General features: G+C 72.5%; 20 protein-coding genes and 1 riboswitch. Of the genes, 4 read left to right on the forward strand and 16 right to left on the reverse strand.

The annotated features are described in order from the left end of the window. Window positions 1-50: 50 nt before the first annotated feature. The 5 genes from ACH4C6_RS26910 to ACH4C6_RS26930 all read right to left on the reverse strand — a co-directional run bounded on the left by ACH4C6_RS26910 (window position 51) and on the right by ACH4C6_RS26930 (window position 4,798). Window positions 51-1,004: an ROK family glucokinase gene (locus ACH4C6_RS26910; protein ID WP_398111174.1), complete on the reverse strand. Its 954-nt coding sequence runs from the start codon at window positions 1,002-1,004 to the stop codon at window positions 51-53. 135 nt (window positions 1,005-1,139) lie between these two features. Further along, window positions 1,140-1,640, reverse strand: coding sequence for a DUF5304 domain-containing protein (locus tag ACH4C6_RS26915; protein ID WP_398111175.1), 501 nt, complete (start codon window positions 1,638-1,640; stop codon window positions 1,140-1,142). A gap of 106 nt (window positions 1,641-1,746) precedes the next feature. Then, on the reverse strand, window positions 1,747-2,916 hold the full coding sequence (locus ACH4C6_RS26920) for an ArsA family ATPase (protein WP_398111177.1): 1,170 nt from the start codon (window positions 2,914-2,916) through the stop codon (window positions 1,747-1,749). A gap of 536 nt (window positions 2,917-3,452) precedes the next feature. Then, the gene (locus tag ACH4C6_RS26925) at window positions 3,453-3,890 is read right to left on the reverse strand and encodes an SRPBCC family protein (protein WP_398111178.1); all 438 of its coding nucleotides are present in this window, start codon (window positions 3,888-3,890) and stop codon (window positions 3,453-3,455) included. A gap of 110 nt (window positions 3,891-4,000) precedes the next feature. Continuing rightward, window positions 4,001-4,798, reverse strand: coding sequence for a metallophosphoesterase (locus ACH4C6_RS26930; protein WP_398111179.1), 798 nt, complete (start codon window positions 4,796-4,798; stop codon window positions 4,001-4,003). 297 nt (window positions 4,799-5,095) lie between these two features. Here ACH4C6_RS26930 and ACH4C6_RS26935 point away from each other — a divergent pair, with 297 nt between their 5' ends. Beyond that, window positions 5,096-6,892, forward strand: a complete 1,797-nt coding sequence (locus ACH4C6_RS26935) for an AMP-dependent synthetase/ligase (protein WP_398111180.1) — start codon at window positions 5,096-5,098, stop codon at window positions 6,890-6,892. 28 nt (window positions 6,893-6,920) lie between these two features. Here the strand turns inward: ACH4C6_RS26935 and ACH4C6_RS26940 are convergent, their stop codons facing one another. Then, window positions 6,921-8,063, reverse strand: a complete 1,143-nt coding sequence (locus ACH4C6_RS26940; RefSeq protein WP_398111181.1) for a glycosyltransferase family 4 protein — start codon at window positions 8,061-8,063, stop codon at window positions 6,921-6,923. A 118-nt stretch (window positions 8,064-8,181) separates the two neighbouring features. Between ACH4C6_RS26940 and ACH4C6_RS26945 the strand changes: the two genes are divergently transcribed. After that, the gene (locus ACH4C6_RS26945) at window positions 8,182-9,486 is read left to right on the forward strand and encodes a glycosyltransferase 87 family protein (protein WP_398111182.1); all 1,305 of its coding nucleotides are present in this window, start codon (window positions 8,182-8,184) and stop codon (window positions 9,484-9,486) included. On the opposite strand, the gene ACH4C6_RS26950 is transcribed toward ACH4C6_RS26945, so the two are convergent. From ACH4C6_RS26950 to ACH4C6_RS26970, 5 genes are all read right to left on the reverse strand, one after another. Further along, on the reverse strand, window positions 9,474-10,658 hold the full coding sequence (locus ACH4C6_RS26950; protein ID WP_398111183.1) for a hypothetical protein: 1,185 nt from the start codon (window positions 10,656-10,658) through the stop codon (window positions 9,474-9,476). The two genes, ACH4C6_RS26945 and ACH4C6_RS26950, sit on opposite strands and share 13 nt — an antisense overlap. Window positions 10,659-10,690: 32 nt before the next feature. Further along, window positions 10,691-11,701 (reverse strand): NlpC/P60 family protein, encoded by a 1,011-nt coding sequence (locus ACH4C6_RS26955; protein ID WP_398111184.1) that lies wholly within the window; start codon window positions 11,699-11,701, stop codon window positions 10,691-10,693. Window positions 11,702-11,922: 221 nt separating this feature from the next. Further along, window positions 11,923-12,963 (reverse strand): NlpC/P60 family protein, encoded by a 1,041-nt coding sequence (locus ACH4C6_RS26960; protein ID WP_398111185.1) that lies wholly within the window; start codon window positions 12,961-12,963, stop codon window positions 11,923-11,925. A gap of 252 nt (window positions 12,964-13,215) precedes the next feature. After that, window positions 13,216-14,559, reverse strand: a complete 1,344-nt coding sequence (locus ACH4C6_RS26965; protein ID WP_398111186.1) for an NYN domain-containing protein — start codon at window positions 14,557-14,559, stop codon at window positions 13,216-13,218. A gap of 71 nt (window positions 14,560-14,630) precedes the next feature. Continuing rightward, on the reverse strand, window positions 14,631-14,870 hold the full coding sequence (locus ACH4C6_RS26970) for a hypothetical protein (protein ID WP_114251597.1): 240 nt from the start codon (window positions 14,868-14,870) through the stop codon (window positions 14,631-14,633). A 158-nt stretch (window positions 14,871-15,028) separates the two neighbouring features. Between ACH4C6_RS26970 and ACH4C6_RS26975 the strand changes: the two genes are divergently transcribed. Further along, window positions 15,029-15,790 carry a rhomboid family intramembrane serine protease gene (locus ACH4C6_RS26975; RefSeq protein WP_398111187.1) on the forward strand — a complete coding sequence of 254 codons (762 nt, stop codon included), beginning with the start codon at window positions 15,029-15,031 and terminating at the stop codon, window positions 15,788-15,790. Beyond that, window positions 15,787-16,068: an Lrp/AsnC family transcriptional regulator gene (locus ACH4C6_RS26980; protein ID WP_376323652.1), complete on the forward strand. Its 282-nt coding sequence runs from the start codon at window positions 15,787-15,789 to the stop codon at window positions 16,066-16,068. Before ACH4C6_RS26975 ends, ACH4C6_RS26980 begins: the two co-directional genes overlap by 4 nt. Before the next feature lie 69 nt (window positions 16,069-16,137). On the opposite strand, the gene ACH4C6_RS26985 is transcribed toward ACH4C6_RS26980, so the two are convergent. The 5 genes from ACH4C6_RS26985 to ACH4C6_RS27005 form a co-directional block, all read right to left on the reverse strand. Continuing rightward, window positions 16,138-17,505 carry an aminotransferase class V-fold PLP-dependent enzyme gene (locus ACH4C6_RS26985; RefSeq protein WP_398111188.1) on the reverse strand — a complete coding sequence of 456 codons (1,368 nt, stop codon included), beginning with the start codon at window positions 17,503-17,505 and terminating at the stop codon, window positions 16,138-16,140. Window positions 17,506-17,685: 180 nt separating this feature from the next. Beyond that, window positions 17,686-17,802: riboswitch (SAM riboswitch) on the reverse strand. 75 nt (window positions 17,803-17,877) lie between these two features. Then, complete coding sequence (trpD, locus tag ACH4C6_RS26990; protein WP_398111189.1) at window positions 17,878-18,942, reverse strand: anthranilate phosphoribosyltransferase; 1,065 nt, start codon at window positions 18,940-18,942, stop codon at window positions 17,878-17,880. A gap of 136 nt (window positions 18,943-19,078) precedes the next feature. Beyond that, window positions 19,079-20,701, reverse strand: coding sequence for a cytochrome bc complex cytochrome b subunit (locus ACH4C6_RS26995; RefSeq protein ID WP_398111190.1), 1,623 nt, complete (start codon window positions 20,699-20,701; stop codon window positions 19,079-19,081). Further along, a complete protein-coding gene (locus ACH4C6_RS27000) occupies window positions 20,698-21,765 on the reverse strand; it encodes a Rieske 2Fe-2S domain-containing protein (protein WP_398111191.1) in 1,068 nt (355 codons plus the stop codon). Before ACH4C6_RS27000 ends, ACH4C6_RS26995 begins: the two co-directional genes overlap by 4 nt. After that, complete coding sequence (locus tag ACH4C6_RS27005) at window positions 21,762-22,574, reverse strand: c-type cytochrome (RefSeq protein ID WP_398111192.1); 813 nt, start codon at window positions 22,572-22,574, stop codon at window positions 21,762-21,764. The genes ACH4C6_RS27000 and ACH4C6_RS27005 overlap by 4 nt, the downstream gene beginning before the upstream one ends. Between the last annotated feature and the right edge of the window lie 66 nt (window positions 22,575-22,640).

Here is a 22,640-nt window from a genome sequence, read left to right on the forward strand (position 1 = left end):
CGTGGCTCGTCGCGCAGTTCCCCGCGCCCCCGAAGACGAAATGCAGGGCGTCACATGATCGGGTCGGGTTCCCTCGCCAGGTCGGCCGCGCCCACCAGGCCGGCCTTGTTGCCCAGTTCCGCCGCGCGGACCTCGGCCACGGGACGCCAGTTGCCGCCCACGAGCCAGCGCTTGTAGGACTTGCGGATCGGTCCCAGGACCAGCTCGCCCTCGTCGGACAGACCGCCGCCGACGATGAACGCCGAGGGGTCGAAGAGGGAGGCGAGGTCGGCGAGCCCCGCACCGACCCAGCGGGCCAGTTCGCGGTACGAGTCGACGGCCACGCGGTCGCCCTGGCGGGCGGCCATGGAGATGTGCTTGCCCTCGATGCCGTCGGGCGTGCCGTTGCCGAGCCCCAGCAGTATCTCGGCGTTCTCCGGAGTGGCGTTGGCGCGCTGCTTGGCGTACCGCACGAGCGCGCGGCCCGAGGCGTACTGCTCCCAGCAGCCCTGCGAGCCGCAGCCGCACAGCAGGCCGTCCGGCACCATGCGGATGTGGCCGAACTCGGCGGCCACGCCGAAGTGCCCGCGGCGCAGCTTGTTGCCGATGATGATGCCGCCGCCGAGGCCGGTGCCCAGCGTGATGCAGATGACGTTGCGGTGGCCCTTGCCCGCACCGAACTTGTACTCGCCCCAGGCTGCGGCGTTCGCGTCGTTCTCGACGACCACGGGGAGGCCCGTGCGGGCCTCGACCTTCTCCTTGAGCGGCTCGTTGCGCCAGTCGATGTTGGGCGCGAAGTAGACCTCGGAACGCTGCCGGTTGACGTATCCGGCGGCGCCGATGCCCACGCCGACGATCTCGTGACCGACGCGCGCGCCGTCCACCGCCGAGGCGATGGCGTCCACGATGCCCTCGGGCGTGCCCGGGGTCGGCACCGTGTGCGTCGAGAGGATGTTGCCTTCCTCATCGACCACGCCGGCCGCGATCTTCGTGCCGCCGATGTCGACGCCGATGGTGAGTCCCATGAATCCCTCAGTTTCGGTCGAGCCCCGCTACGGCCAACGGTACCCGAGGCCCTGACCCCCGGTCGGCGGTCGTCCGCGAGCTGGGCAGGGCGCGGTGGCGGCTCCAGGGGGCCGCTCGTTCCCGGAACGGGGGATTCAGTCCAGGTCGATGCGCTCGCCGGGGCCGTCGTCGCCGCCGCGGTCCGGTCGTTCGCCCTGGTCACGCGGGTCGCCCTCGGTGTCGCGGCCGGTCCAGCGCCGCTCCTGGCCCTGGACGGCGGTGCGGTAGGCGGCCAGCAGTTCGTTGCCGGCGGCGGCCAGGTGGTCGAAGACGTCCGGGTTGCGCTCGATGACCGGTTCCACGGCGGACCGGGCCTGCTCGACGACCTGCCGGACGGCCTGCTGGGCCGCCGGGCCCGCGAGTGCGCCGAGCAGCGGGGACCGGACGCCCGACAGCTTGTCCGCGACGGCGTCGACGAGCTTCTTCAGCTCCTCGGCCGCGGAGCCCGGGGGCGTGCCGTGCTGTGTGCGGCGGCGGGCCTTCTCCGCTTCGAGGTCCTCGGCGCACGCCCTCGACCAGGCGTCGGCGTCGAACGCCCGCGCCTCGTCCGCGGCCTCGTCGCGCGCGCCGTCGAACGGGGGCTGCTCTTCGCTCATGACGGACTCCTGACTACGGTTCGTTCCTCCGACGTTACCCGAACGGCCGTACCGGGTTCACGGGCCGGACGGACCGTGTCCGGCCGCGCCGGCCGCGCCGGCCGCCTCACCGGGTCCGGGGCCACAGCCGGGGGTCGGGCGCGAAGCGGACGCGCAGCTCGCCCTCGCGCAGCGCGGCCCCGTCGACCGTGCAGCGGCGCAGGGCGGAGGGCAGGGGGACGATCCTGCGGAACCCGCCCGCCGTGACCACGAGTTCGTCGCCGCGCCGGACCAGGTCCAGTTCCTCGCGGACGGCGCCGGGCAGGGGAAGGTGCCAGACCAGCACGCCGTCCTCGGCGAGCCGGTCGGTCACGGGCCAGTCGACGGCGGGAGCGGCGCCGCCGGCACCCGGGGCGCCGAGCGCGGCGAGGTCGTCGGCGCCGCGCGGGTCGCGGCCGAGGTGCGCGACGGTGCGGACGTCGTGGACCTGGCGCCACTCCTCCAGCGCCTTGCGCTGCTGGGCGACCGGGCCGGCCAGCCAGGTGTCGGGCGAGGCCTCGGGCAGGACGCGGTTGGCGACGACGGCGTCGGTGCGCAGTCCGCGCAGGGCGAGTCCGAGTCCGGCGGTGCGCAGGGCGTCGGAGCCGGCCGGGCCGGGCTCGGCGACCAGGCGGACGACGGTCTCCCGGTCGGCGAGGACGGCCTCGACCGCGGCCAGTTCGGTGTCCCAGCGGGCCGCCGTCTCGTACAGCCACTCCGCGGGCATGGGGACGCCGGCCAGGCGGCCGAGGACGGGGCGCAGGGCGCGGGCGGCCCGCCGCTCGGGCGGCACCAGACGGCGCAGGTAGCGGCGGAGTTCCTCGGGCAGGGCGAGCAGGGCGAGGGCCTGCGGGACCGGCGGCAGGTCCACGACGAGCAGGTCGTACGCCTCGCCGAGCGCCGCGTCGCGCAGGGCGCGCAGCAGGGCGAGCTCCTCCGCACCGGGCAGGGGGGTGAGCTCCTCGGGGTCGAGACGCGAGGCGCCGAGGAGGTCGAGGGCGGAGGCGGCGCGGTCCTGGAGGGCGGTGAGGTCCCGGCGGAAGTCCCGGGCCGGGTCGGGGCGCCGGACGGTGAGGTGCGGGGCGGCTTCGACGGGCGCCGGGCCGGTCGGCACGCCGAGGGCGGCACCGAGGGTGTCGGTGCGGTCGCTGCCGAGGAGGAGGGTGCGGGTGCCCCCGGCCGCCGCGACCAGGGCGGTCGCGGCCGCGAGAGTGCTACGACCGCTGCCGCCGGGGCCGGTGATCAGGAGGGTGCGCATGGAACGGAACGCTACCGGCCACCACCGGCGTGCCCGGCGCGGCAGCGGAGTCCCCCGGCCGCCGCGGGGCGAGGGCTCCGCACCGGACCTCCGGTTCCAGGGGTACGGCCGCTTCCCCGGCGCCGCACACCCGGGGCCGGGCCCGCGGTGTCCGCCGCGCGGGCGGGAGCGGCCACGGCGGGAGCACGGCGGGCCCGTGGCGGAAGTGTCCGCGGCGACCGGGCGGCTCCGGCCGCTTCCTCAACCCGCCGACCGGGGTCGGACCTGCGCAGGAGCGGCCACGACGGGAGCGCGGCGGGGGGGAAGTGCCTGCGGCGCTCAGGCGGCTCCGGCCGCTTCCTCAGCGCCCCGCGCCGCGGTCGCACCTGCGGCTCCGCCGCGCGGGCGGCAGCGGCCACGACTGGAGCGCGGCGGAAGCGCCCGCGGCGCTCAGGCGGATACGGCCGCTTCCTCAGCGCCGCACACCCCGGTCGGACCTGCGCGGGAGCGGCCACGACGGGAATGCGACGAGCCCTTCGCGGGAGCTCCCGCGGCGATCAGGCCGATTCGACCCGCTTCTTCAGCCCCGCCAGCGCGCGGTCGATGATGACCTTCTCCGCCTTGCGCTTGATCATGCCGAGCATGGGGATCTTGACGTCGACGGTCAGCGCGTACGTGACCTCCGTGCCGCCCGTCCCCGCCGGCTTCAGCAGGTAGGTGCCGTCGAGGGAGCGCAGCATCTGGGACTTCACCAGGGTCCAGGACACCTCGTTGTCACCGGTCCAGGTGTAGGCGAGGACCTGGTCGTCCTTGATCGCGCCCGCGTCCATGACGAGGCGGACCTGCTCGGCGCGGCCCTGCGCGTCGGTCTGGAGGACCTCCGCCTCCTTCACCTCACCGGTCCAGTCCGGGTAGCGGCCGAAGTCGGCGATGACCGCCATGACGTCGGCCGGGGCCGCCTCGATGGTGATGCTCGAGCTGGTGTGTTCCGCCATCGCCGTGGCTCCTCCAGATGCGGGCCGGTATGGATCGTGGTGCGCACGTGTGTGCAGCGTGAAGGCTACCGCGCACGGGACCGCCCGATCTCATCCGACCTGGGGCGCCCTCACCACTGGAGCGCCCAGGGCGTGCCGGTCCCCGCGAAGTGCCCGACGTTCACACATTCGGTTGCCCCGATCCGCATCCGCCGCACCAGCGGCTGGTGCACGTGTCCGAAGAGGGAGTACCGCGGACGGGTGCGGCGGATGGCGTCGAGCAGGGCCCGGCTGCCATGTTCGAAGCGGCGCGCGACCGTGTCGTAGACCAGTTCGGGCACCTCCGGCGGGATGTGCGTGCACAGCACGTCGACCTCGCCCACGGCCTCGATCTTCGCCGCGTACTCCTCGTCGCTGATCTCGTAGGGCGTGCGCATCGGGGTGCGCAGCCCGCCGCCGACGAAGCCGAAGACCCGTCCGCCTATCTCCACGCGCTGCCCGTCCAGGACGGTCGTGCCGGGGCCGGCGTACTCCGGCCACAGGGACGGGATGTCGACGTTGCCGTAGGTCGCGTACGTGGGGGTGGGGAACGCGGCGAACATCTCGGCGTACTGCTTGCGCACCGCCTGCTCGATCACCGCGGCGCGGTCCTCGCCGACGCCGGCCCACAGGCGGGCGCCGAACGCGCGGGCCTCCTCGAAGCGCCGGGCGGTGCGCAGGGCGACGATGCGGTCGGCGTTCTCCACGCCGAACAGGTCCGGGAAGATGCCGCGCGAGTGGTCGGCGTAGTCGAGGAAGAGCACGAGGTCGCCCAGGCAGATCAGCGCGTCGGCGCCGTCGCCGGCCCGGGCCAGGTCTCGGGCGTTGCCGTGCACGTCGCTGACCACGTGCACGCGGGTGGTGGGGCGTCCGGCTGGTGTGGGTGCCATGACGATCAAGGGTAGGTCGCGCGCTGCGCCTGTGAACAGTGGCGGTCCTACCTGCGGTTACTGGCCAGTCGTTTTGGCGGTGGACTACTGTGCGCGAAGGAACGCCCGACCGTGTGACGCAGCGAACATCTCGATGGGACCCCCTGTCGGAGAAGCCATACCGGCGGGTAACGTCCGGGCAGTCCAGTCGTGCTCTGCATTTCAACAAGTGAATGCCTGAGTACCTGCCCGAGCCTTGGACCGCACCGTCGCAGCACACACCGTCGTGGCGCCGGTGCCCTATGAGGAGCAGCAGTCTTGCGCGAGTTCAGCCTTCCGGCTTTGTACGAGGTCCCTGCGGACGGAAATCTGACCGACATCGTCCGCAGAAACGCCGCGCAGCACCCGGACGTCGCCGTGATCGCCCGCAAGGCCGGCGGCAGCTGGCAGGACGTCACGGCCACCGCGTTCCTCGCCGAGGTGCACCGGGCGGCCAAGGGGCTCATCGCCGCCGGGGTGCAGCCGGGCGACCGGGTGGGCCTGATGTCGCGCACGCGCTACGAGTGGACGCTGCTGGACTTCGCCATCTGGAGCGCGGGCGCGGTGACCGTGCCGGTGTACGAGACCAGCTCGCCCGAGCAGGTGGAGTGGATCCTCGGCGACTCGGGCGCGACCGCCTGCGTCGTGGAGAGCGACGCCCACACCGCCGCCGTCGAGTCGGTGCGCGACCGCCTGCCGGCGCTCAAGCACGTGTGGCAGATCGAGGGCGGCGGCCTCGACGAGCTGGGCCGGCTCGGCCAGGACGTCACGGACCGGACGGTGGAGGAGCGCAGCTCGATCGCCCGGGCCGACGACCCGGCGACCATCGTCTACACCTCGGGCACCACCGGCCGCCCCAAGGGCTGCGTGCTGACCCACCGCAGCTTCTTCGCCGAGTGCGGCAACATCGTGGAGCGGCTGCGTCCGCTGTTCCGCACGGGCGAGTGCTCGGTGCTGCTCTTCCTGCCGCTCGCGCACGTCTTCGGCCGGCTGGTGCAGATCGCGCCCATGATGGCGCCGATCAAGCTCGGCTGCGTGCCGGACATCAAGAACCTCACCGACGAGCTGGCCGCGTTCCGCCCGACGCTGATCCTCGGCGTGCCGCGCGTCTTCGAGAAGGTCTACAACTCGGCGCGCGCCAAGGCGCAGGCCGACGGCAAGGGGAAGATCTTCGACAAGGCCGCCGACACGGCGATCGCCTACAGCAGGGCGCTGGACACCCCCTCGGGCCCGTCCTTCGGCCTGAAGATCAAGTACAAGGCGTTCGACAAGCTCGTCTACAGCAAGCTGCGCGCGGTCCTCGGCGGCCGGGGCGAGTTCGCCATCTCCGGCGGCGCCCCGCTCGGCGAGCGGCTCGGGCACTTCTTCCGCGGCATCGGCTTCACGGTCCTGGAGGGCTACGGCCTGACCGAGTCGTGCGCGGCCACCGCGTTCAACCCCTGGGACCGGCAGAAGATCGGCACGGTCGGCCAGCCGCTGCCCGGTTCGGTGGTCCGCATCGCGGACGACGGCGAGGTGCTGCTGCACGGCGAGCACCTGTTCAAGGAGTACTGGAACAACCCCGGCGCGACCGCCGAGGCGCTGGCCGACGGCTGGTTCCACACCGGTGACATCGGCACGCTCGACGAGGACGGCTACCTCAGGATCACCGGCCGCAAGAAGGAGATCATCGTCACCGCCGGCGGCAAGAACGTCGCCCCGGCCGTGATCGAGGACCGCATCCGGGCGCACGCCCTGGTCGCGGAGTGCATGGTGGTGGGCGACGGACGGCCGTTCGTGGGCGCCCTGGTCACCATCGACGAGGAGTTCCTGGGTCGTTGGTGCAGCGACCACGGCAAGCCGGCCGGTTCCACGGCGGCGTCGCTGTGCGAGGACCCGGACCTGCTGGCCGCGATCCAGGCGGCGATCGACGACGGCAACGCCGCGGTGTCCAAGGCGGAGTCGGTGCGCAAGTTCCGCATCCTGTCGCACCAGTTCACGGAGGAGTCGGGCCACCTGACGCCCTCGCTGAAGCTGAAGCGGAACGTGGTGGCGAAGGACTACGCGCACGAGATCGAGGCGATCTACGCCAAGTGACGCCGGGCACCCGCGGGGCGGGCACCTTCTACAGCAGCTGCTCGAGGTGCTCCGCCAGCAGGTCCCAGCGCCACTTCTCCTCGACCCACGCCCGGCCCCGCTCGCCCATCCGGCGGCGCAGCTCCGCGTCGCCGAGGAGCGTGACGATGCGGTCGGCGGCGTCCTCCGGGGAGCCGCCGCGCACCACCCAGCCGGTCTCGCCGTCGAGGACCGCGTCCGGGGCGCCGCCCGAGTCCCCGGCCACCACCGGCAGGCCCGTCGCCGAGGCCTCCAGGTAGACGATGCCGAGGCCCTCGACGTCGAGGCCGCCGCGCCGGGTCCGGCAGGGCATGGCGAAGACGTCGCCGGCGCCGTAGTGCGCGGGCAGCTCGGACCAGGGGACGGAGCCGGTGAAGCGGACCGAGGCGGCGACGCCCGTCTCGTGGGCCAGCCGCCGCAGGTCCTTCTCGTAGGGCCCGCCGCCGACGATCAGCAGGACGGTGTCCGGCTCGGCCGCCAGGATGCGGGGCAGGGCGCGGATCAGGGTGTCCTGGCCCTTGCGCCGCACCAGCCGGGAGACGCAGACCACCACGGGCCGGTCCGTCAGACCCAGCCGGGCGCGCACCTCGTCGCCGCCCGACCCGGGGTGGAAGGTCTTCTCGTCGACGCCCGGCGGCAGTTGCACCATGCGCGCGGCGGCCTGCGGAGTCAGCGCGGTCGCGATCCGCGAGCGGGTGTACTCGCCGAGGTAGGTCAGCGTGTCCGTGGCATCGCCGATGCGGCGCAGGAGCTGCCGGGCGGCGGGCAGTTGGGCCCAGCCGGCCTCGTGCCCGTGCGTGGTGGCCACCAGCCGCTCGGCGCCCGCCTCGCGCAGGGCCGGGGCCATCAGGCCGAGCGGGGCGGCCGCGCCGAACCACACCGACGTACACCCGTGCTCGCGCAGCAGTCCCACGGCCCGCCGGGTCGCCCCCGGCGTCGGCAGCAGCATGGTCGTGCGGTCGCGTACGACGGTGAAGGGCTGCTCGGCGTCGAAGGCGCGGGTCGCCTCGATCCCCTCGCTGCCGCGCTTCCACGTCGAGGCGTAGACGACCAGCTGCTGCGGGTCCAGCCGCAGCGCCATGTTGTGCAGGAACGCCTGGATGCCACCGGGCCGGGGCGGGAAGTCGTTGGTCACGATCAGGGTCTTGCGCACGCCGCCGACCCTACCGAACGGCCCCGCGGGTCCCCCCGGCGCGGCGGGTGTGGCACGCTCACAGGCGGCGGGCCCCTCACGGCCCCCTCGACGCGGCAGCCGAACGGACAGGGATCACGTGGAGACGACGGGCGCGAGGCGGTCCCTGGCATGGCTGCCGGTGATCTGGTGTCTCACGAGGACGCTGCTGCTGCTGTGGGTGCTGAAGGTGTACGTCTTCCCCGGCCCGGACGTCACCAGCGACGTGCACGTGATCTACCAGGGCTGGTACGGCGTGCTGCGCGGCGGAACGTTCCCGCTGGAGGACGTCACCTGGCAGTACCCGCCGGCCGCCGCGCTGGCGATCCTCTCCCCCGGCCTGCTGCCCTTCCTCGACTACGCGACGGCGTTCTTCGTCCTGGTCTGCGTCACCGACCTGCTCGTCCTGGTGCTGCTGGCGTACGCCGGGCGCCGCCCGGGCCGGTCCCCGCGCGGCGCCTGGGTGTGGGTCGCCGGCGTCCCGCTGCTCGGCCCGACCGTCTACGCCCGCTACGACGTGATGGTCACCGCCGTCGCGGTGGCCGCCCTGCTCGCGGGTGTCCGGCACCCGAGGACGCTCGGCGTGCTGGCGGCCTTCGGCGCGCTGCTGAAGGTGTGGCCGGCGATGCTGCTGCTGGCCGCGCACCGCCGCAGCGCCTGGGTGTCGGCCCTGGGTACGGGCCTGCTGGTGTCGGCGCTGTTCCTGCTGACCATGCCGGGGCCGTTCGCGTTCCTGACCTTCCAGCGGGACCGGGGCACGGAGGTGGAGTCGCTGGGCGCGCTGGTCTTCCACGTCGCCCGGCACTTCGGCTGGCAGGGGGAGATCAAGCTCAACTACGGCTCCATCGAGTTCCTCGGCCCGTACGTGCGCGAGGTGAGCACGGGAGCGCTGTTCTTCACCGGAGCGGCCTTCGGCTGGCTGGTGCTGTGGCGGCTGCTGGCCCGGCGCTTCGAGGAGCACACCCTCGCCGACGCGGCCTTCGTGGCGGTGCTGATGTTCACCACCACGAGCCGGGTGATCAGCCCGCAGTACATGGTGTGGCTGGTCGGACTGGCGGCGGTGTGCCTGTGCTTCCCCGGAAGCCGGATGCGCCTGCCCGTGGTGCTGGTGCTGGTGGCGTGCTTCGTGACGGTGCTGGAGTTCCCGCTGTACTTCGCCGACGTGGTGGCGAGCAACGGCCTGGGGCTGACCCTGCTGTTCCTGCGCAACGGCCTGCTGGTGGCCGCCACGCTGCTCGCGGCGCGCGCCCTGTGGCGCGCGACGGTCCCCGGGCCGGCTCCCGCCCGGGTGCCCGCCGGTTCCGCGCGCGGCGACCGCGACCCGTCCGGGGTCGCCGGCGAGCCGGAGCCCGCCGGTGCGCGCCGGGAGGCGGGCGACCTGCTCCCGCCCGGTCAGCCCAGCTGATCCCGCAGGTACGACCGCCACTCACGGGTGAACGCCTGCGGCGTCGTGCCCAGGACGTCGCGCATCGCCCCCTCCACCGCCCCCTCGCGTGTCCCGTGCTCCCCGACGGCCCGGTAGAAGGCGCGCAGCCGGGCCTCTCCCCAGCGGCCCGCGATCATCAGGCACGCCGTCCAGCCGCTCTCGTAGGACCGGGCCAGCCGGCCCGCGTCGCCCGTGAAGCCGAAGTCCCGGTCCGAGGGGAGTCCGGCCGGGACCTCGCCCCGGCGCACCGCCCGGGACAGCTCCGGGGCGGCCTCGGCGGGGGCCCGGCCCGCCGTGCGGTAGCCGACCCAGTCGGCGTACCCCTCGGACAGCCACAGGGGGGTGGCGGCACCGGTGTGGGCGCGGGTGGCGACGTGCGTGGTCTCGTGGGTGACGACGACCTGCTCCCCGGGGCCGCCGAGGAGGGCGAACGCCTCCGGGTTGACGATGATCCGGTCGGCCGGGGACCGGCCGGGGGTGCCGGTCTCCCCGGTGGTGACCGCCGCGATGCCCCGGTAGGAGGAGGCGGGCGAGCCCAGCAGGCCCGCCATCGCCGTCAGCGATCCCGGCACCAGGAGGACGACCCGGCCGCTCCAGTCCGCGCCCCAGGCGTCCGTCACGGCCGGCACCGCGCGGTCGGCCAGTCCGGCGAAGTCGCGCAGCGCGCCGGCGGACTGCCCGACGCCCAGGACGAGACTGCGCTCGCCCCGGACCAGCCGCACGGTCCCCTGGTCCCAGAGCTGCTGCGCGGCCTTCTCGGCGGGCCGCTCGGCGTCGACGGTCCACTCCCCGTCCGCGTCCCGGCTCAGCCGCAGGGTGCGCCGGGCGGTGACCGGTGCCCGGTCGTACCCGGCGAGGCGGTAGCGCAGCTCGGCGTCGGCGGTGGCCGTGCCGCCCGTGCGGCGCAGGTCGGTCAGGCGGTACGACCAGGCGGTCAGGGGCACCGCGCGCAGCCGGCCGAAGTCGCCTCCCGTGCCGGTGCGGGCCCAGGCCCGTGCGTCGCGGTCCAGGACGGCCGCGGCCCGGCGGTCCAGCAGCCGCTGGACGTCGATGGTGGTGCTGTCGGCGGTGGACGGCCCGCCGCAGCCGGCCAGGGCCACGAGCAGCAGGACGAGCACCAGCACCGCGGACCCCGACCTTCGACCAGCCACCTCCCGATCGTACGGGCGCCCGGCCGGTCCGGTCAGACCCTGGTCACCGAGGAGACCGGCATCATCCCGACCGGGTCGTAGCGCACGGGCGCTCCCGGGTAGGGCGCGTGGATCACCTGGCCGTTGCCCATGTACATCCCGACGTGGCTGGCGTCGGACCGGTAGACGACCAGGTCGCCGGGGCGCGCCTCGGACAGCGGGACCTGCCGGCCCGCGAAGCGCTGGGCCTGCGAGGTGCGCGGCAGGGCCACCCCGGCCTGCGCGTACGACCACTGCATCAGGCCCGAGCAGTCGAAGCCGGTGGGCCCGTTGGCGCCCCAGACGTAGGGCTTGCCGAGGGCGCTGCGGGCGGCGGCGACGGCGGCGGCCCCGCGGCCCGAGGCGGCGGCGCCGCCGGGGGCGGGCAGGTCGGTGCGGCCGGCGCGGGAGGCCCGGTCGTAGGCCTCGCGTTGGCCGTCGGACAGGGAGTTGAGCAGCCGCCGGGCGGTGACGAGCTTGTGCTCGACGGTCCTCTTGTGGGCGGCGACGGCCTTGCGGCTGCGCTCCAGTTCGCGGAGCTTGTCCGCCGTCTCCGCACGGTCCTGGGCGAGTTCGCGCAAGGCGCCCTGCAACTCCTTGAGTTCACCGGCCTGGTGGGCGGTGAGGCGGTCGAGCCGGGCGGCCCTGTCGAGGTAGTCGTCCGGGTCGTCGGAGAACAGCAGCTCGACGGCCGGGTCGACTCCGCCCGAGCGGTACTGGGCCCCGGCCAGCGAACCGAGCGATTCGCGCAGGGAGTTGATGCGCTGCTGCTGGCGGGCGATCCGGTCCCGGGCGGTGCCGACCTCCTCGCGCAGTGCGTCGGCGCGCTCGTCCGCCTCGTTGTAGGCCTCGGTCGCCCGCTCCGCCTGCTCGAAGAGGCGGTCCACCGTGGCCCGGGTGTCGTCGTGCGGTGCGGCGGCGGCCGGGACCGTGGTCAGTGCGGCGGCCGCCACGGACAGCAGACCGAACGCGGCACCGGCGCCCCGGTCGGGCCGGGACGGTGCAAGGCGGCGATGGGACCCCACGGGAAGCCGCTCTCCTTCCGCTGGCGGAATGGACGCGGCAGACAGTAGCCCCGCGGCGGGTGACCGCCAACGACCGTCCGGGGGTACGCGGCGCGGCGCCCCGCCGCTGACGCAGGTCACCGGCGGGGCGTGGGCTCACTCGGGGCTGTCGGGATTCCCCCGAACGGCGGACATGATCTCCGGGTCCGGGGGAAGCCGGACCGGTTCGCGCGGTCCGGGTGTCAGACCCGGACGCCGAACATGAAGGGGCCGCCGATGGTGTTCATCGACTCGTAGCGGACGACCGTGCCGGTGCGGGGGGCGTGGATGATCTGCCCGTTGCCCGCGTAGAGGCCGACGTGGTGCAGGTCGTTGAAGAAGAACACCAGGTCGCCGACCTTGAGCTGGCTGACCGAGTAGATCTTGGTGCCGGCCCCGGTCTGCGCCTCGGAGGTGCGCGGGATCTGCACACCGGCCGCCGCGTAGGCCCGGGAGGTGAGGCCGGAGCAGTCGAAGGAGCTCATGCCGGTGGCGCCGTAGACGTAGGGCTTGCCGAGCTGGGCCTGGGCGAAGGCGAACGCGGCGGCGGCGCGGCCCGAGCCGGGCGGCACGTCGACGTCGAGGGCGTCGCGCTCGCTGGCGCGGGTGGCGCGGGTCTCCTCGGCGGCCAGCGCGGCCTTCTCGGCGGCGGTGAGGCTGTTGAGCAGCTTCTGCGCGGCCGCGAGCTTGCCCTGCACCTCCGTCTTCTTCTTGCCGAGTTCGGTCCGGGTGGAGGCGAGGTCCTTGAGCTTCTCGGCGGCCTCGGCACGCTCCTGGGCGAGTTCGCGCTGCTTGTCCTGGACCTTCTTCAGCGCCTCGACCTGCTGGCTGCTCAACTGGTCGAGCGTGGAGGCCTTGTCGAGGTAGTCGTCCGGGTCCGCGGAGAGGAACAGCTGGACGGACGGGTCGATCGTGCCGGTGCGGTACTGGGAGGCGGCGGCGAGGCCGAGGCTGTCGCGCAGCTCGTTGAGCTCCTCCTGGCCGCGGGCGACGCTGTCCTGGATGGTGGAGATCTCCTTCTGGAGCTTCTCCTGCCTCTCCTTGGCGCCGTTGTACTTCTCGGTGGCCTTCTCGGCCTCCTCGTAGAGCTTGTCGACCTTGGTCTTGACCTCGTCCTTGCTCGGCTTCTCACTGGGGGCCGCGTTGGCGGCCTGCGAGCTGAAGGCGACGGCAGCGGCGGCGGCGGTGGTCAGCACGGTCACACGTGCGCGGCTGGGCTGCTTCGGACGACGGTGGGACGCCACGGGTGAAAAGCTCCTTCTGGCCCCTCCGCCGTCTCTCCCGATGAGTGATCACCCGAGCGGAGGTTGGGGCCGACCCTAGTGACCTTCCTGTGATCAGTTCAAATCCTCAGATGAAAATTCGCGTCACGGTAAGCCATCTTTTCCCCTGGACTCACAGGCGGTGAGAGGCGCTTGACGCACCGTGGCCCACAGGCCCCGCCAATTCGGGCATCACGCCCGGACGTTGCGCATGCGGGCGTACGCCCTACAGGCTCACGTAAGGCGCTTGAGGAGCATCGCCGAGGCCACCGGCCGGGCACCTGCGCGGGCGACCCCGTCGGCCACCTCCCGGTCGGTGGAGGCCACGATGACGGGGCGGCCCGGGGGTTCGGCGCGCACCAGCTGCCGGATGAGCTCGTCGGCGGTGACGCCCGGCTTCGAGAACAGCACCCGCACCCCGCGCGGGGGTGCGAGCAGCACCGGCGCGGCCAGCTCGGCCCCGTCGAAGACGCAGGTCACCTCGGCGCCGCTCTGCGCGGCCAGTTGGGAGAGCTGCCCCAGCAGCCTCAGGCGCTGCTTCTCCAGCGGCATCTGCGGATAACCCGTTTTGGTGACGTTGTACCCGTCGACGACGAGGTGCGCCTGCGGCAGCGCGAGGAGCTGGTCGAGGACCTGCGGGTCGTTCTCCGACAGGGCGCGGGCGGCGATGTCCTTGGGTGTCATCCGGCCCGGCTCGACCGCGTCGACCGTCTCGGCCGGGCGGACGGACACCGGCGGCAGGGCCAGCTCGCGGCGCAGCCCCTGGGTGGCGTCCAGCAGGGTGTCCAGCAGCAGCCGCACCCGCATGTCCTCCACACTGCGGCCCTCACGCGCGGCCCGCCGGGCGGCCTCCAGGGCCGCCTCGGTCTCGCCGAGCCGCGCCTTCAGCCGCCGGGTCTCGCTCTCGGCGGCGGAGACCTGGGCGTGCCCCTCGGCGCGCACGGCCTCGATCTCGCCGTGCGCCTTGCGCAGGGCGGCCTCGCCGCGCTTGACGTCGCTGAGGGCGGCGCGCAGCTTGCGGTGCAGTGCCTCGCCCTCCTTCCTGGCCGACTCCAGCTCCGCGCGCAGCCGCTCGGTCTCGGACCGGGTCGCCTCCCGGGCCCGGTCGAGTTCCGCGCGCAGCCGCTCCAGCTCGGCCCGGCTCTCCTCGTCGGCCCGCTCGGCGTCGGCTCGCTGGGCCTCCTCGCCGGCGGCCGCGACCAACTTCACCCAGCCGGGCGGGCGCAGTACGTACGCCGCGGCCGCCACGTCGAGCGGGTCGGCGGCCGGGGGCGGGGAGCCGGAGTCGAGGGCGCCGGTGAGCTCCGGCTGGGTCTCCCTGAGCTTCTCCCCGATGCGCTGGCGGAACAGCGGGTCGGTCTCCAGCGCCGAGGCCATGGCGTTGCCGGCGAACTTGGCCCGCCGGTTGGGCGCGAAGCGGGCGTACTGCCGCAGCTGGGCGGGCAGCTCGCCGACGGTCAGCGAACCGAAGCCGTCGGCGACGATCTGCACGACCCGGCGGCGCACGCCGTCGGGCAGCGGACGGTCGAGCACCTCGGCGGCGCCGTCGCCCGGCTCCCCGCCCGTGGTCTCCACCATCCGTCACACCCCAATCCGTGCGGGACCCTCCCCCACTCCCGGCTTCGCCCGAGCGGGGGGGACCCCCATGCTCAGGAGCCGGCGCCCGGCCTGTCCACGAGTTCCACCTGGTCCACCGCGTTGCACCAGCGGCAGCGCACCGACTCGATGGTCTCACTGAGCACCTCGCGCTCCTCGACCTTCGGCTCTCCGGCCAGGTCGAGGTGGACGTACTCGACGACCTTCGACGAGCGGGTGACGTCGAACCGCGTGAGGTTGCCGCAGAGGGTGCAGCGCCAGCGCGTCCCGGCGGTCGGCAGGGGAACCGTCATCGTGACCTGTTCTCTTTCCTCTAGTGTCCGTGACGCCACCGGCATCCCCGGTGCGTGTGGCTCGTAACCCTACGGCCTGGGGGGTGCCCGCCGCCCACGTGTCCACGGCGGCGAGGCGGTCTGTCCGGCTGCGTCCCCTTACGTCATGCTCTGTAGTCATGATCCGCAAGTGGAGTGCGTCGTTCGTCCGGGCCGGCAGGGCGGCCGGAGGGGCGTCGGCACCGGTGACGTACTCGCTGATCGCCCTGTGCTGCCTGGTCTTCCTGGCCGGGCCCGGTTCGGGCCTGAATCCGGCGTACGGCACGGGCGACGAGCTGCTGGCGGCGCAGCGGGCCTACTTCCGCCGCTGGGGGGTGGTCCCCGCGGAGCTGTTCGACGGCTCCGCCCACACCGGCGGCTCGGTCCTCACCCCCGTGACCGCGCTGTTCGTCCACGGCAGCTGGGTGCACCTGCTCGGCAACATGCTCTTCCTCTACGTCTTCGGGGCGATGACCGAGGAACGCATGGGCCGCGTGCAGTTCCTGCTGTTCTACACCGGCTGCGGCTGCCTGGCCCTGCTCGGCTACGCCGTCGCCAACGCGGACTCGGGACAGTCCCTGGTCGGGGCCTCGGGGGCGATCTCCGCCGTCCTCGGCGCGTTCCTGTACCTGTTCCCGCGGGCCCGGGTGACCAGTCTCCTGCCGTTCCTGTTCTTCCTGCCGGTGCGCTTCCCGGCGTGGGTCGTGCTGCCGTTCTGGGCGGCCCTGCAATGGCTGGCGGCGGGACGTGCCTCGGACGGGCCCGGGGTGGCCTACCTGGCCCACCTGATCGGATTCGGGCTGGGCTTCGGCTACGCGTCCGTGCGCTACGGCCGTCCGACCGGCCCGACTAGAGTGAGGACCGCCCCTGCTCCGGCCCCCGAGGGAGAGAACCAGCCGTGATCACCGCGATCGTCCTCATCAAGACCAGCGTGGACCGGATCCCCGAGATCGCGGAGTCGATCGCGGCGCTGGAGAACGTCAGCGAGGTCTTCTCGGTCACCGGCACCTACGACCTGATCGCGATGGTCCGGGTGAGCCGGCACGAGGACCTGGCCGAGGTCATCCCCGGCCGGATCAGCAAGATCCCCGGGGTGGAGGGCACGGACACGCACGTGGCGTTCCGCACCTACTCGCAGCACGACCTGGAGGCCGCGTTCTCCATCGGCCTGGACGCGTAGCCCCGGTCGCGGGGCCCTGCGGGCGATCGTCCCGAGGGCCCGGCCACCGCCGCTCCCGGCCCACGCTCCTCACACGGAGGTGTCCGGCACGCAGCGGCCGTCCTCGGTGCGGTAGTTCCACTTCGCCCCGTCGGTCACCAGCTCCCGCACGGCCCGGACGAAACGCTCCACGTGCTCGTCCGGCGTGCCCGCCCCGAAGCTCACCCGGATGGCGTTGAGCGCCTTCTCGCCCGGCGCGGCCTCCGGCGCCCCGCACTCGCCCTGCTGCTGCGGGTCACCGCCGAGCAGCGTGCGCACCAGCGGGTGGGCGCAGAACAGCCCGTCCCGGACGCCGATGCCGTACTCGGCGGAGAGCGCGGCGGCGAAGTGGGAGCTGTTCCAGCCGTCCACGACGAAGGAGAGCACGCCGACACGCGGCGCGTCGTCGCCGAAGAGGGACAGGACCCGGACCTGGGGCACCTCGGCGAGCCCCTGGCGCACCCGGTCGATCAGGTACTGCTCGCGGGCGACCAGCGTGTCGAACCCGGCCTCGGTGAGGGCCTTGCAGGCGGAGGCGATGGAGTAGGCGCCGATGACGTTCGGGGAGCCGGCCTCGTGGCGAGCGGCGCTGTCGTGCCACTCCACGTCGACGCCACCGTCCTCCCGGCGCGTGACCTTGCGGGAGGCGCCGCCGCCCGCGAGGTACGGCTCGGCCGCGCGCAGCCAGTCGGACCGGCCGGCCAGCACGCCGGAGCCGAAGGGCGCGTACAGCTTGTGCCCGGAGAAGGCGACCCAGTCGACGTCGAGGTCCGCGACGGAGACGGGGTGGTGCGGGGCCAGCTGGGCGGCGTCCAGCACGATCCGGGCGCCGTGGGCGTGCGCGGCCGCCGCGAGCTCCCGCACGGGCCACAGTTCCCCGGTGACGTTGGAGGCGCCGGTGACGCACACGAGGGCGGGGCCGTGGGGGTCCCGGTCGGCCAGGGCCCGCTCCAGGGCCTCGACGGCCTCGCGGTGGCTCCTCGGGGCGTCGAGGCAGGTGACCTGGGCGTCGCGCCAGGGCAGCAGGGAGGCGTGGTGCTCGGTCTCGAAGACGAAGACCCGGCAGTCCTCCGGCAGGGCGGCGGCGAGGAGGTTGAGGGAGTCGGTGGTGGACCGGGTGAACACCACCTGGTCGCCGTCCCGGCAGCCGAGGAACTCCGCGACCGTGCGGCGGGCGTTCTCGAACAGGTCGGTGGACAGCTGGGACAGGTACCCGGCGCCCCGGTGGACGCTGCCGTAGTAGGGCGCGTAGGCGGCGACGTCGTCCCAGACGCGCTGGAGCGCCGGGGCGCTGGCAGCGTAGTCGAGCGCGGCGTAGGTGACCTCTCCGCCGGTCACCAGCGGCACGGTGACGTCCCGGCCCAGAACGGGCAGCGGGGCGCAGACGGACTGTTCGGCGGCAACGGCGGAGACGGACATGGTGAACTCCCGTGAGATCAGGCGGGACCACCCGCGGGCCCGATGGGCTGCCGGCGGGGGTGAGGAAAGGAAGAGGGGATGCGGAGGCGGGGCTCTGCGGCCCTATCGCATTCGCTGACTCACGGAGAACTCCTCGACGACCAGGACCCCTGGTCCCACACTTCTCACAAGCGTGCGAGGGGTCCGCGCTTGCCGCAGACCTCGCTGCCTGCGGCCTGGTCTTCACCCGGGGCACCCCGCCACGGACGGAGGGTTGCCGGACAGTCGGCCGGGGCCTCATGACTGTCACTCATGACCTGTTCAGGAACGTACGCGAAAAGATCGGCGCCCCGCAACCCGGGTCCGGATCGCGGGACGCCCTCGTCGCAGCCGCTAGGCGTTGGTCGCGGCCACCCAGCGCTCCAGGGTCCGCTTGGCCGCCCCGGAGTCGATCGACTCCGCCGCCTTCGCCATGCCGGCGCCGAGCTGCTCGGCCAGCGTCCCCGTGCCCGGCTCCAGCGCCACCAGGGCCGCCGCCGCGTTCAGCAGGACGGCGTCGCGGACGGGGCCGGTCTCGCCGTCCAGCAGCCGGCGGGCGACCTCCGCGTTGTAGGAGGCGTCCGCGCCGCGCAGCGCCTCGACCGGGACAAGCTCCAGACCCACGTCACGCGGGTCGAAGGCCTCCTCGGCCACCCTGCCGTCCCGGACGATCCAGACCCGGGAGGTGGACGTGGTGGTCAGTTCGTCGAGGCCGTCGTCGCCGCGGAAGACCAGCGACGAGTGGCCGCGCCCGGCGAAGACGCCCGCGACGATGGGCGCCATGCGCGGGTCGGCCACGCCGACGGCCTGGGCACGGACCTTCGCGGGGTTGGTCAGCGGACCCAGGACGTTGAAGATCGTCCGGATGCCCAACTGGCCGCGGGCCGCGCCCGCGTAGCGCATCGAGGGGTGGAACTTCGCCGCGAAGCAGAAGGTGATCCCGGCCTCTTCGGCCACGCCGGCCACCCGGTGCGTCGGCAGTTCCAGGTTGACGCCGAGCTTCTCCAGGACGTCCGAGGCCCCGGACGCCGAGGAGGCGGCCCGGTTGCCGTGCTTGACGACCTTGGCGCCCGTGCCGGCGATGACGATGGCCGACATGGTGGAGATGTTGACGGTCTTCGCCCCGTCGCCGCCCGTGCCGACGATGTCGACCGCCGGTCCGGGCACCTCGATCACGTTGGCGTGCGCGTACATCGCCCGGACGAACCCGGAGATCTCCTCGACGGTCTCGCCCTTGGCGCGCAGCGCGACCACGAAGCCGGCGATCTGCGCGTCCGTGGCCTCGCCGCGCATGATCAGGTCCATCGCCCAGGCGGTGTCGTCGGCGGTCAGGTCCCGGCCCTGAAGCAGGCCGTTCAGCAGCAGGGGCCAGGAGCGGGCCGCCGCGGTGTCGCCTCCGGCGGGGATCACAGCGCTCATAAGCCGCTCCAGGGTCAGGTGTCCCGCACTGCGGGACGGAATGTCTCGACGCGTCCACCCTATCCACCCCCGGACAGGCCGAAGGGCCCCGTCCCAACACCGGACGAGGCCCTTCTGTGGCGTGGCGAAGCAGTGATCAGTGGTGGCCGTGGCCGCTCGTGATCTCCCGGTACTCCTCGACGGTGGGCTTCGGGATCTGGGAGCCGTCGCCGTAGTAGGCGTCGCTGAGCTTGGCGCGCAGCTTCTCGGAACCCTTCACCTTGCGCTCGACGCCGTTCTCGTCGACCGTCGGGCCGATCTCGGCCGGCTTGTACTGCTCGTGCGCCGTGAGCGTGTACATCTGCTCCTGGCTGAGCGGCTCGTGCACCTCGATGAACTCACCGTGCGGCAGGCGCTTGATGATGCCCGACTCGCGGCCGTGCAGCACCTTCTCCTTGTCCCGGCGCTGGAGGCCGAGACAGATGCGCTTGGTGACGACGAAGGCGACGACCGGGCCGAGGAAGAACCCGATCCGGACGAACCAGGTGACCGCGTTGATCGACAGGTGGAAGTGGGTCGCGACGATGTCGTTGCCACCGCCGATCAGCATGATCACGTAGCCGGTGACCCAGGCGACACCCACGGCCGTGCGGGTCGGGGCGTTGCGCGGACGGTCCAGGATGTGGTGCTCGCGCTTGTCCCCGGTGATCCAGGACTCGATGAACGGGTACAGGGCGATGATCGCGAGGAACAGGCCGAAGAGGACCAGCGGGATGAACACGCCCAGGACGAGCGTGTGACCCCAGAAGTTGATCTCCCAGCCCGGCATCGCGCGGACCAGACCCTCGGCGAAGCCCATGTACCAGTCGGGCTGGGCACCGGTCGACACCTGGTCGGGGCGGTAGGGGCCCAGGACCCAGATCGGGTTGACGGTCGCGATGCCGGCGATGGCCGCGATGACACCGAAGACCAGGAAGAAGAAGCCTCCGGCCTTGGCCATGTAGACCGGCAGCAGCGGCATGCCGACGACGTTCTTGTTGGTCCGTCCGGGACCCGCGAACTGCGTGTGCTTGTGGTAGAAGACCAGGATCAGGTGGCCGACCACGAGCCCGAGCATGATGCCCGGCAGCAGCAGGATGTGGATCGAGTAGAACCGGGCGACGAAGTCGGTGCCCGGGAACTCCCCGCCGAACAGGAACATCGAGATGTACGTGCCCACGATCGGCACGGACAGGATCGCGCCCTGCGTGAAGCGGACACCGGTGCCGGAGAGCAGGTCGTCCGGGAGCGAGTAGCCGGTGAAACCGGTGAACATGCCGAGGACGAACAGCAGGAAGCCGAACAGCCAGTTGATCTCGCGCGGCTTGCGGAACGCGCCGGTGAAGAAGACGCGCATCATGTGCACGAACATGCCGGCGAGGAAGATGATCGCCGCCCAGTGGTGGATCTGCCGGATCAGCAGACCGCCGCGGACGTCGAAGCTGATGTCCAGCGTGGAGGCGAACGCCTCCGACATCAGCTGCCCCTGGAGCGGGACGTAACTGCCGTGGTACTCCACCTCGTTCATCGACGGGTGGAAGAACAGCGTCAGGTACACACCCGTCAGGATGATGATGATGAAGCTGTAGAGGCAGATCTCACCGAGCATGAAGGACCAGTGGTCCGGGAAGATCTTGCGCATGTTGGCCTTGGCCAGGGAGTAGATCCCCAGGCGGCCGTCGGCCCAGTCGGCGACCCGCTCTCCGGCGGGTGCCTTGCGGCGTGTCTGTGCAGTGCTCATCCGCGCTCCCAGAAGGCAGGGCCGACGGGCTCTTCGAAGTCGCCGAGCGCCTCGAGGTAGCCCTCGTCGTTCACGCCGATGCGCAGCTGCGGCAGGGCGTGACCGGCGGGACCGAAGATCACTCGGGCACCGTCGGACAGGTCGAAGGTGGACTGGTGGCAGGGGCAGAGCACGTGGTGCGTCTGCTGCTCGTACAGGGAGATCGGGCAGCCGACGTGGGTGCAGATCTTCGAGTACGCGACGATGCCCTCGTGCGACCACTCGAGCTCGCGCTTGTCCTTGATGTTCTCCGGCTGGATCCGGACGATCATCAGGGCGGCCTTGGCGATCTCGTTCTGGAAGTCGTGGTCGTGCTCCTCCAGGCCCTCGGGCTTGGCGAAGGTCAGCGAACCGACCGCGACGTCGGAGGGGCGCAGCGGCTCGTTGGTGTTCATGTTGACGAGCAGCTTGCCCTTGGACCACAGCGTGTGGCGGAGCTTCTCGCCGGGCAGCGGGCCGAGGTCGCGCAGCAGCACGACACCGGAGAGCGGGACCAGCGTCAGCGCGCCGAGCATGGTGTTGCGGATCAGCTTGCGACGGCCGAGCGCGGACTCCTTGGCGCCCTGCTTGAAGTCGGCGAAGACCTTCTCGCGGACTTCGGGCTCCGCCTCGATCGGGTGACGCTCGTCGGCGATCTCCACGTCCGACATCAGGGTGCGGGCCCAGTGGACGGCGCCCGCGCCGATGCAGAACAGCGCGATGCCGAGCGTGACGCCCAGCGCGAAGTTCAGCGCGCTGATGTGACCCAGCGGGAAGATGTAGACCGACTTGTCGACCGGGATCGCCACGAACGCGGCGATGAAGGCGATGGTGGCCAGCATCGACACCGTGAACATCAGGGCGACCGAGCGCTCGGACCGCTTGGCGGCCTGCTCGTCGATGTCCTGGATCCGGTGCTCGTGGGGCGGCAGGCCCGGGTCGGCGAACGGGTGCTTGTCGTCCGCGACGGTCACCACACCGTGCTCGTCGTGTCCTGCGGACTGCGCGGCGGGCAGGTTCTCTTCTGGAATGTCTTGGCTACTCATGACTTCTTGGCCTTTGCGGTCCGGGCGGCGACCCATACGGCGACGGCGATCAGTCCGCCGAGACCGAAGATCCAGCCGAACAGACCCTCGCTGACCGGCCCGAGACCGCCCAGCTCGAGGCCGCCGGGGCTCTCGGTCTTCTCGCTGTTGACCGCGTCGAGGTACGCGATGATGTCCTTCTTGTTCTTCTCCGACAGCGTGGTGTCGGAGAAGGACGGCATGTTCTGCGGGCCGGTCTGCATGGCCTCGTAGATGTGCTTCGGGGTGACGCCCTCGAGGGTCGGCGCGTACTTGCCGTGCGTGAGCGCGCCGCCCTTGCCGGTGAAGTTGTGGCACTGCGCGCAGTTGGTGCGGAACAGTTCACCGCCCTTGGCGATGTCGGCACCCTCGGGGCCGTACTGCTCCTCCGTCGGAACGGACGGACCGGCGCCCAGCGAGGCGATGTACGCCGCGAGCTGGTCGATCTCGGCCTGCGAGTAGATGTTCTTCTTCTCCGGGACCTGGGGGCCCTGGGAGGTGGCGGCCGGCATACGGCCCGTGCCCACCTGGAAGTCGACGGCCGCGGCGCCCACACCCACCAGGCTCGGCCCGTCGGAGGTGCCCTGACCGCCGGTGCCGTGGCAACTGGCGCAGCCGACGGCGTAGAGCTTCTTGCCCTCCTCGATGGTGAGGGACTGGGCGGTTTCGTCGGCCTGCGCCTTGTCCGCGGGTGCGAACACGGCGTACAGCCCCCCGGTGCATGCCAGCGCGAGGAGTAGGACCACGAGCGCCGCCAACGGGTGGCGTCGTCGTGCGGAGAGCTTTTTCACGGATTACCCCGGTGTCAGGATCTTCTGCGTCGATGCTTCTGGGATGCGCGCTTCGTCGAGCACGCG

Source organism: Streptomyces sp. NPDC017943, from assembly GCF_044328425.1.
Taxonomy (GTDB): domain Bacteria; phylum Actinomycetota; class Actinomycetes; order Streptomycetales; family Streptomycetaceae; genus Streptomyces; species Streptomyces djakartensis_A.